This is a genomic window from Cellulomonas biazotea, from assembly GCF_004306155.1.
Taxonomy (GTDB): domain Bacteria; phylum Actinomycetota; class Actinomycetes; order Actinomycetales; family Cellulomonadaceae; genus Cellulomonas; species Cellulomonas biazotea.
The window spans coordinates 1-6,364 of record NZ_BIMR01000154.1; the positions used below are offsets into that span (position 1 = coordinate 1).

4 protein-coding genes are annotated in these 6,364 nt (G+C 73.5%); all 4 read right to left on the reverse strand.

Annotated features, from left to right (window positions below; translation table 11 throughout):
* Nucleotides 1-66: 66 nt before the first annotated feature.
* Nucleotides 67-2,553 carry a glycogen/starch/alpha-glucan phosphorylase gene (locus CBZ_RS10865; protein WP_130781569.1) on the reverse strand — a complete coding sequence of 829 codons (2,487 nt, stop codon included), beginning with the start codon at nucleotides 2,551-2,553 and terminating at the stop codon, nucleotides 67-69.
* A gap of 179 nt (nucleotides 2,554-2,732) precedes the next feature.
* Entirely contained in the window at nucleotides 2,733-3,209 is a 477-nt protein-coding gene (locus tag CBZ_RS10870; protein WP_130781570.1) for an aromatic ring-opening dioxygenase LigA, read from the reverse strand.
* A 435-nt stretch (nucleotides 3,210-3,644) separates the two neighbouring features.
* Nucleotides 3,645-5,474, reverse strand: coding sequence for a YhgE/Pip family protein (locus CBZ_RS10875; protein ID WP_130781571.1), 1,830 nt, complete (start codon nucleotides 5,472-5,474; stop codon nucleotides 3,645-3,647).
* Nucleotides 5,471-6,214, reverse strand: coding sequence for a hypothetical protein (locus tag CBZ_RS10880; RefSeq protein WP_165446735.1), 744 nt, complete (start codon nucleotides 6,212-6,214; stop codon nucleotides 5,471-5,473). Before CBZ_RS10880 ends, CBZ_RS10875 begins: the two co-directional genes overlap by 4 nt.
* Nucleotides 6,215-6,364: the final 150 nt, after the last annotated feature.

Below are 6,364 nucleotides of genomic sequence, written 5' to 3' on the forward strand. Positions count from 1 at the left end.
GCACCGCCGTCGGCACCGCCGTGGAGACTGTGTCGCACCGGGCGCCACAGTCTCCACGGGACGGTGTCAGGAGATCGGCGGCACCGGGTGGGCGTGCCAGACGCGGTCGAGGTAGTCCCGCATCGACCGGTCGGAGGAGAAGAACCCGCCGCGCGCGACGTTGAGGATCGCGGACCGCGTCCACGCCTCCGGGTCGGCGTAGGCGGCGTCCACGCGGGCCTGCGCGTCGAGGTACGCCTGGAAGTCGGCCAGCACCAGGAACCGGTCCTCGTGCAGCAGGTTCGACACGACGGGCTCGAACACGCTGCGGTCCCCGTCGGAGAACGCGCCCGACGCGATGAGGTCGAGGGCGTGCCGCAGGTGCGGGTTCGTCTCGTAGTAGGACGTCGGGTGGTAGCCGCTCTCGACGACCTCGGCGACCTCCGGCTCGGTGAGCCCGAACAGGAAGAAGTTGTCGTCGCCGACGAGCTCGCGGATCTCGACGTTCGCGCCGTCGTCCGTGCCGATGGTCAGCGCGCCGTTGAGCATGAACTTCATGTTCCCCGTGCCGGACGCCTCCTTGCCGGCGAGCGAGATCTGCTCGGACAGGTCGGCGGCCGGGATGAGGGTCTCGGCGAGCGTGACGTTGTAGTTGGCGGGGAACGCGACGGTGAGGCGGCCCTGCACGGCGGGATCCGCGTTGACGGTCCGGCCGACCGCGTTGATGAGGCCGATGATCTGCTTGGCCATCCGGTAGCCGGGGGCGGCCTTCGCGCCGAACGCGAAGGTGCGGGGCGTGACGTCCTCGACGTCGAGCGCTCCCGTCGTGATCTGCTGGTACAGCGTCACGACGTGCAGGAGCTTGAGCGTCTGCCGCTTGTATTCGTGCAGGCGCTTGACCATGACGTCGAACATCGTGTCGGGGTCGAGCTCGATCCCGTCCCGCTCGACGAGGACCTGGACGAGCCGCCGCTTGTTCGCGGCCTTGACCTCCCGGAACCGGCGCCGGAACTCGGCGTCGTCCGCGAGGGGCTCGAGCTCGCGCAGCCGGTCGAGGTCCGACACCCACGCGTCGCTGCCGACCGCCTCGGTGATGAGGCCCGACAGCCCGGGGTTCGACAGCCGCACGAACCGCCGCGGCGTGATGCCGTTGGTGACGTTCGTGAACTTGCCCGGGTAGTACTCGGCGAAGTCGTGCAGCACCTTGTCCCGCAGCAGCTGCGAGTGCAGGGCGGCGACGCCGTTGACCTTGACGCCCGCGACGGTCGCGAGGTGCGCCATGCGGATCCCCCGCTCGGGGAACTCCGCGACGATCGACATCCGCCGGGCCCGCAGCTCGTCGTCCGGGTACGCGGCGCGCAGGCCGAGCAGGAACTCCTCGTTGATCCGGTAGATGATCTCGAGGTGCCGCGGCAGGAGCCGGCCGAGCAGCTCGACGGACCAGACCTCCAGGGCCTCGGGCAGCAGCGTGTGGCACGTGTAGGAGAAGACCTGCCGCACGACGCTCCACGCGTCGTCCCACGACCACTTCTTCTCGTCGACGAGGATCCGCATGAGCTCCGGGATCGCGATGACCGGGTGCGTGTCGTTGAGCTGGAAGTGGATGCGGTCCGGCAGGTTCGTGAGGTCGAAGTCCTTCGGCAGGACCTGGTCCACGAAGTCCTTGAGCGAGCACGCGACGAAGAAGTACTGCTGCTGGAGCCGCAGCTCCTTGCCCTGCGGGGTCGAGTCCTCGGGGTAGAGGACCTTCGAGATGTTCTCCGCGAACGTCTGCGCGCGCACCGCCTGCGCGTAGTCGCCGGAGTTGAAGATCTCCAGGTCGAACGCGCGGGTCGCCCGGGCGCTCCACAGCCGCAGCGTGTTGACGCGGCCGTTGCCGTACCCCGGGACCATGTAGTTGTAGGGGACGCCGAGGACGCTCCAGCCCGGGGTCCAGCGCCGCCGGACCGTGCCGTCGTCGTCCTCCCAGTCCGCGACGGACCCGCCGAAGCTGACCTCGACGGCCATCTCGGGGTGCGGGAACTCCCACGGCGAGCCGAGGGTGAGCCACGAGTCGGGCTTCTCGACCTGCCACCCGTCGACGAACGTCTGCCGGAAGATGCCGTACTCGTAGCGGATGCCGTACCCGATGCTCGGCACGTTCATCGTCGCGAGGGAGTCGATGAAGCACGCCGCGAGGCGCCCGAGGCCGCCGTTGCCGAGACCGGGCTCGACCTCGGCCTGGCGCAGCGTGTCGAGGTCGATGCCGAGGCCGGACAGCCCCTCCTCGACGATGTCGGTCAGGTCGGCGGCGAGCAGCGCGTTGTCGAGCTGGCGGCCCAGCAGGAACTCGGCCGAGAGGTAGGCCACGGACTTCGCCTGGACCTCGGACTGGCGCCGCAGCGTCTCCAGCCAGCGGACCATGAGGTAGTGGCGGACGGTCCTCGCGAGGGCGAGGTACTGGTCGTTGACGGAGGCACGGGAGAGGTCGACCCCCTGCCCGAAGTTCAGCTCGCGCAGGTACTCCCGCACGAAGCCCTCGACAGTTCGCTCACGAGTCGCGATGGGTTCGGTGTTCGCTGTCACCCTTGTCACCGTAGTCGGGCTCGGCCCCGCAGGTCACGGGGAACGGGTTGTGACGGAGCCGGTCGCACGCGGCGCCCGGCCCGGTCCTGGGCAGACGGAAGGCCGGTACCCCCTGGTCGGGTACCGGCCTTCCGGTGGTCGTCACCGCGGCGGGGTCACCGCCGCTGCCGGCGCGAGCGCCGAGCGGATCAGACCGCGGCCACCACGGGCCGCTCAGGCGTCGCCGAGGTTCCGGCGACGGCGACACCGAGCGAGCGGATGGCCCAGCCGACGACCCCGAACGTGACGCCCAGGCCCATGACGAGCAGGGCGACGCCGAAGGCCACGACCGAGGTGAAGAGCGAGGCCCGCAGGAACGAGCCGTTCATGACGGTCGCGCGGACCGGGTCCTCGCGGTCGAGCTCGGCGTAGGTCTTGCCGCCGGACATGTCGAGCGCGTGGTGGTTGATGATCGCGGCCTGCGAGAACGCCTCCCACGGCGTGTCGACGACCTGGCCGGCGAACATGTCGGCGTCCTCGGCGACGGTGATGTTCTCGGCCTTGAGGTTGCTGGAGACGGCGCCCCACGTGACGGCCCCGGCGACGAGGAAGACCCCGCCCAGGATCATGACGATCAGGCCGAACAGCTTGGCCTGCGAGGCGCTGCGGATGGTGCTGGTGCTCATGGTTCGTGACCTTTCGGTACCCCCGGAGTGCGGGTCTCCCCAGACCCGGTGAGCCGATCGGGCTCACGTGAAGATCGTGGCGTCCCGAAACGACTGTCGACCGGGACCAAAGTCCACGATGTGGTCGTTGAAAATGCCTGGTCAGAGGCGGTTTCGGGGGCGCGCGAAAAGGGCGCTCGCAAAAGAGCGCGCGAAAAAGGGGGCGCGGAGGAGGGCGCGCGGGGACCGGGGGTCGGACGCGCCCTCCTCCTGTGCCACGGACGCGTCCCCACGTCCGGGCAGCTCGCCCCCTGCTACCCCGGCCGGCCGCACCTGCCGGTTCTCCGGGGCCTTGACCGCTATCTCACTCCCCCCGGAGGGCCGCGGCGCGGGACTTAGGTCACGCGGTGACCTGCGGCTTCACACCGGGACGGTCCGGCGGCGCTCCGCCGACGCTCAGACGAGCTCGACCGACGGGCGCAGCGCGGACGTGGTCCAGCGCTCGCGTCGACGCGCCGCGAGGCAGGTCAGGGCGAACGCGACGACCGCCACGCCGAGGAGCAGCGCCACGTCGACCGCGACGTACGGGAGCAGCGGCCCGCCGGCGACCGCGCGGCGCACCGCATCGACCGTCCAGCTCAACGGCAGGTAGGGGTGGACGGCCTGCAGCACCGGGTCGGTCGTCTGGATGGGGAACGCCCCCTCGCCCGCAGCGAGCTGCACCGCCAGCAGCGCGACGCCGACGAGCTCGCCCACCACCCCGAGCACCGCCCGGAGCAGCTGCACGAGGGCGACGAAGCTCACCGCGGACGCCGCGAGCACCCCGAGCAGGACCCACGGCGCGTCGGGCGTGACGCCGACGAGCAGCAGCGCGCCGAGCAGGAGCGCCGACTGCACGACGACCACCGCACCGCCCGCGAGCAGGGGCGGCGCCGCGACCGCGAGCGGACCCGCGCCCCACAGCCGCAGGCGCCGGTCCAGCGGCGGCAGGACCAGGAAGACGAGCAGCGCCCCGACGAACAGGCCCAGCCCGGCGAACGCCGGCGCGAACCCGTCACCGGGGTACGCGACCGCGTGCTCCCGGACGAGGTCGACCGTGACCGGCCGGGACAGGATCTCGCCGAACGTCTCGCCGTCGACGTCCGTGATCGGCACGTCGAGCTCCTCCGCGGCCCGCGCGAGGCCGTCCGCGAGCTGCTGCGCGGCCGGTGCGAGGTCGTCGGCCAGCGTCGCCGCGACGTCCTGGGCACCGTCGGCGACGGCCTGCGCACCGTCCGCCAGCGCCGCGCCCTGCTCGTTCGCGAGACCCGCCGACGCGACGGCGTCCGCCGCGAGCTCCGACAGGGCCCCCGCGTCGTCCGCGATGTCCGACGCGTCGGAGGCGGCGTCGTCGATCGCGGGCACGACCGTCGCGTCGAACGAGTCGCGGATCTGGCCGACCTGCGCGGCCGCGTCCGTCTGGCCCGACGCCGCGAGGCTGTCCTCCAGCGCGGACAGGCGGGCCGACACGTCCTCGGCGGCCTCCGAGGCCCCCGCCGTGCGGGCCGCGAGCGCCCCCGCGAGGTCCTCGATCGCGTCCGCGACCTGCGGGGTGTCCGCCACCGCGTCGTCCACGTCCGCGAGCGCGTCGGCGACCTGCGCGACGCCGTCGGCGAGCTGGGTCGCGCCGTCCGCGACCTGGCGGGCCGTGTCGGCGGCCTGCTGCGTGCCGTCCGCGAGGTCCTGCGCGGTCCCGCCGACCTCGCCGCCCGCGTCCCTCGCCTGCCCGAGGAGGCCGTACACGACGTCGAGGTAGTCGGCCCGGACCTGGCTGCCCGCGACCTCCTGGATCCCGTCCGACGCGTCCCGCGCGAGCACCCCGACGAGGTAGTTCCCCGCGTCGTCCGTGCGGACCTCGACGACCGCCTGCTCGGGCGCGTCGCCCGCGAGCGACGCGACCTGCGCCGAGTAGCCCGGTGGGATCGTCAGGACGACCGAGAACGTCGAGTCCTCGAGCCCCGCCGCCGCGGTGTCCGCGTCGGTCGTCGTCCAGTCGAGCGTGCCCGACGTCAGGACGACCTGCTCCAGGTCGTCGCCCGCCGCGACCTCGCTGCCGTCGGGCGCCTCGACGGGCTCGTCGAGGTTGACCAGCGCCGCCGGGATGTCGCCTGTCCGTCCGTACGGGTCCCAGAACCCCCAGACGAGGAGCCCGCCGTACAGCGCGGGCACGGCCAGCACGGCGACCAGCACGACCACCGCCAGACGGTCCCGCCCGAACCGCGCGAGCGTGAGCAGCGCGGCCCTCACGACACCCTCCCCAGGACGCGCGTCTGCGGGCCGACGTCCGGCGGCCGGAAGTCGCCCGCCGTGACCACGAGCACCGTCGAGCCGTCCCGGGCGAGCCGCTCCGCGAACGCCGTCATCGCGTCCCGGTCCTGCGCCGACCCCGACGGGAACGGCGCGACGACGACCGGCGGGTCGCCCGCCGCCGCCACGACCAGGCCGAGCAGCGCCTTCTGCGACGCCGGCAGGTCGTCGGCGACCACCTCGGCCGCACCTGCCAGGCCCGCGCCGTCGAGCAGCGTCCCGACCGCCTCGTCGTCCAGCCGGTCCCCCGCGCGCCGGTACGCCTGGCGGACGACCTCCGCGACACGCGACCGGTCCTCCAGCAGCCGCAGCCGCGGCACCCAGCCGATCCCGACCACCCGGCGGACCTGCCGGCCCGAGCGGCGCGTCGCGTCGTGCGGGTCCACGACGTGCACGTGCCCCTCGTCGACGGCCAGGCGGCCCGCGAGCGCGAGCGCCGTCGCGTCGCGCGCGAACGGGTCGAGCGTCACGAGCCACGTCACCGTCGCCCGGCCGAGGCGCAGGTCGAGGCCGCGCACGAGCCAGCGCGACCGGTCCCGGACGCCCACCTCCGCGGCCTCCAGGACGGGGGTGGAGGCGTCGGGGAGCAGGACCTCGCCCAGGGCCGCCGTGACGCCCGTCGGGGCGGGCACGGCGGCGTGCAGCGGCTCGGTGGGGGGTGCGGGCGGTGGGGTCCGCACGGGGGGCGACGGCGGGACGGCAGGGGAGGTCGCCGTCGAGGCGGCGGGCGGGGATGCGGACGCCGAGGCCGCGGGCGGGGATGCGGACGCCGAGGCCGCGGGCGGGGGCGCGGGTGACGCGGGCGCGACGGTCGGGACCGGGGCCGTGGG

Excerpts from the sequence above, each read along its gene's own strand:
- CBZ_RS10870 (WP_130781570.1), bottom strand. The coding sequence starts at position 3,209 with ATGAGCACCAGCACCATCCGCAGCGCCTCGCAGGCCAAGCTGTTCGGC.